Source organism: Pseudomonas sp. NKUCC02_KPG (assembly GCF_019345465.1).
GTDB lineage: Bacteria > Pseudomonadota > Gammaproteobacteria > Pseudomonadales > Pseudomonadaceae > Aquipseudomonas.
Window position 1 is genome coordinate 1 of record NZ_JAHKRC010000029.1, and the last position, 3,180, is coordinate 3,180.

General features: G+C 50.4%; 1 rRNA gene. It reads left to right on the top strand.

Features of this window, described 5'->3' with window-relative positions:
- Positions 1–232: 232 nt before the first annotated feature.
- Positions 233–3,124 (top strand): 23S ribosomal RNA (locus KO536_RS24010).
- The last annotated feature ends 56 nt before the right edge of the window (positions 3,125–3,180 follow it).

A 3,180-nucleotide genomic window follows, 5' to 3' on the forward strand; every position in this document is an offset into this window, starting at 1 on the left:
TCGTAAAGCTTAGAAATGAGCATTCCATCAAACGATGGTGAATGTTGATTTCTGATCTTTTTGATTAGATCGTTCTTTAAAAATTTGGGTATGTAATAGAAAGTTAGACTGGATAACACTTTCACTGGTGTTTATTCAGGCTAAGGTAAAATTTGTGAACGTTCTTAATTGAACATGCGAATTTTCGGCGAATGTCGTCTTCATAGTATAACCAGATTGCTTGGGGTTATATGGTCAAGTGAAGAAGCGCATACGGTGGATGCCTTGGCAGTCAGAGGCGATGAAAGACGTGGTAGCCTGCGAAAAGCTTCGGGGAGTCGGCAAACAGACTTTGATCCGGAGATGTCTGAATGGGGGAACCCACCTAACATAAGTTAGGTATCTTAAGCTGAATACATAGGCTTAAGAAGCGAACCAGGGGAACTGAAACATCTAAGTACCCTGAGGAAAAGAAATCAACCGAGATTCCCTTAGTAGTGGCGAGCGAACGGGGACCAGCCCTTAAGCTGTATTGATGTTAGCGGAACGCTCTGGAAAGTGCGGCCATAGTGGGTGATAGCCCTGTACGCGAAAACATCTTTGCAGTGAAATCGAGTAGGACGGAGCACGAGAAACTTTGTCTGAATATGGGGGGACCATCCTCCAAGGCTAAATACTACTGACTGACCGATAGTGAACTAGTACCGTGAGGGAAAGGCGAAAAGAACCCCGGAGAGGGGAGTGAAATAGATCCTGAAACCGTATGCGTACAAGCAGTGGGAGCCCACTTTGTTGGGTGACTGCGTACCTTTTGTATAATGGGTCAGCGACTTATTTTCAGTGGCAAGCTTAACCGAATAGGGGAGGCGTAGCGAAAGCGAGTCTTAATAGGGCGTCTAGTCGCTGGGAATAGACCCGAAACCGGGCGATCTATCCATGGGCAGGTTGAAGGTTGGGTAACACTAACTGGAGGACCGAACCGACTACCGTTGAAAAGTTAGCGGATGACCTGTGGATCGGAGTGAAAGGCTAATCAAGCTCGGAGATAGCTGGTTCTCCTCGAAAGCTATTTAGGTAGCGCCTCATGTATCACTGTAGGGGGTAGAGCACTGTTTCGGCTAGGGGGCCATCCCGGCTTACCAAACCGATGCAAACTCCGAATACCTACAAGTGCCGAGCATGGGAGACACACGGCGGGTGCTAACGTCCGTCGTGAAAAGGGAAACAACCCAGACCGTCAGCTAAGGTCCCAAAGTTATGGTTAAGTGGGAAACGATGTGGGAAGGCTTAGACAGCTAGGAGGTTGGCTTAGAAGCAGCCACCCTTTAAAGAAAGCGTAATAGCTCACTAGTCGAGTCGGCCTGCGCGGAAGATTTAACGGGGCTCAAACCATACACCGAAGCTACGGGTATCACTTAGGTGATGCGGTAGAGGAGCGTTCTGTAAGCCTGTGAAGGTGAGTTGAGAAGCTTGCTGGAGGTATCAGAAGTGCGAATGCTGACATGAGTAACGATAATGGGTGTGAAAAACACCCACGCCGAAAGACCAAGGTTTCCTGCGCAACGTTAATCGACGCAGGGTTAGTCGGTCCCTAAGGCGAGGCTGAAAAGCGTAGTCGATGGAAAACAGGTTAATATTCCTGTACTTCTGGTTATTGCGATGGAGGGACGGAGAAGGCTAGGCCAGCTTGGCGTTGGTTGTCCAAGTTTAAGGTGGTAGGCTGGAATCTTAGGTAAATCCGGGATTCTAAGGCCGAGAGCTGATGACGAGTTGTCTTTTAGACAACGAAGTGGTTGATGCCATGCTTCCAAGAAAAGCTTCTAAGCTTCAGGTAACCAGGAACCGTACCCCAAACCGACACAGGTGGTTGGGTAGAGAATACCAAGGCGCTTGAGAGAACTCGGGTGAAGGAACTAGGCAAAATGGCACCGTAACTTCGGGAGAAGGTGCGCCGGTGAGGGTGAAGCATTTACTGCGTAAGCCCATGCCGGTCGAAGATACCAGGCCGCTGCGACTGTTTATTAAAAACACAGCACTCTGCAAACACGAAAGTGGACGTATAGGGTGTGACGCCTGCCCGGTGCCGGAAGGTTAATTGATGGGGTTAGCTAACGCGAAGCTCTTGATCGAAGCCCCGGTAAACGGCGGCCGTAACTATAACGGTCCTAAGGTAGCGAAATTCCTTGTCGGGTAAGTTCCGACCTGCACGAATGGCGTAACGATGGCGGCGCTGTCTCCACCCGAGACTCAGTGAAATTGAAATCGCTGTGAAGATGCAGTGTATCCGCGGCTAGACGGAAAGACCCCGTGAACCTTTACTATAGCTTTGCACTGGACTTTGAATTTGCTTGTGTAGGATAGGTGGGAGGCTTTGAAGTGTGGACGCCAGTCTGCATGGAGCCAACCTTGAAATACCACCCTGGCAACTTTGAGGTTCTAACTCAGGTCCGTTATCCGGATCGAGGACAGTGTATGGTGGGTAGTTTGACTGGGGCGGTCTCCTCCTAAAGAGTAACGGAGGAGTACGAAGGTGCGCTCAGACCGGTCGGAAATCGGTCGTAGAGTATAAAGGCAAAAGCGCGCTTGACTGCGAGACAGACACGTCGAGCAGGTACGAAAGTAGGTCTTAGTGATCCGGTGGTTCTGTATGGAAGGGCCATCGCTCAACGGATAAAAGGTACTCCGGGGATAACAGGCTGATACCGCCCAAGAGTTCATATCGACGGCGGTGTTTGGCACCTCGATGTCGGCTCATCACATCCTGGGGCTGAAGCCGGTCCCAAGGGTATGGCTGTTCGCCATTTAAAGTGGTACGCGAGCTGGGTTTAGAACGTCGTGAGACAGTTCGGTCCCTATCTGCCGTGGACGTTTGAGATTTGAGAGGGGCTGCTCCTAGTACGAGAGGACCGGAGTGGACGAACCTCTGGTGTTCCGGTTGTCACGCCAGTGGCATTGCCGGGTAGCTATGTTCGGGAAAGATAACCGCTGAAAGCATCTAAGCGGGAAACTTGCCTCAAGATGAGATCTCACTGGAACCTTGAGTTCCCTAAAGGGCCGTCGAAGACTACGACGTTGATAGGTTGGGTGTGTAAGCGCTGTGAGGCGTTGAGCTAACCAATACTAATTGCCCGTGAGGCTTGACCATATAACACCCAAGCAATTTGCGTCGAAGAGACCAGATTGCGGTGTGTGAAGACGATA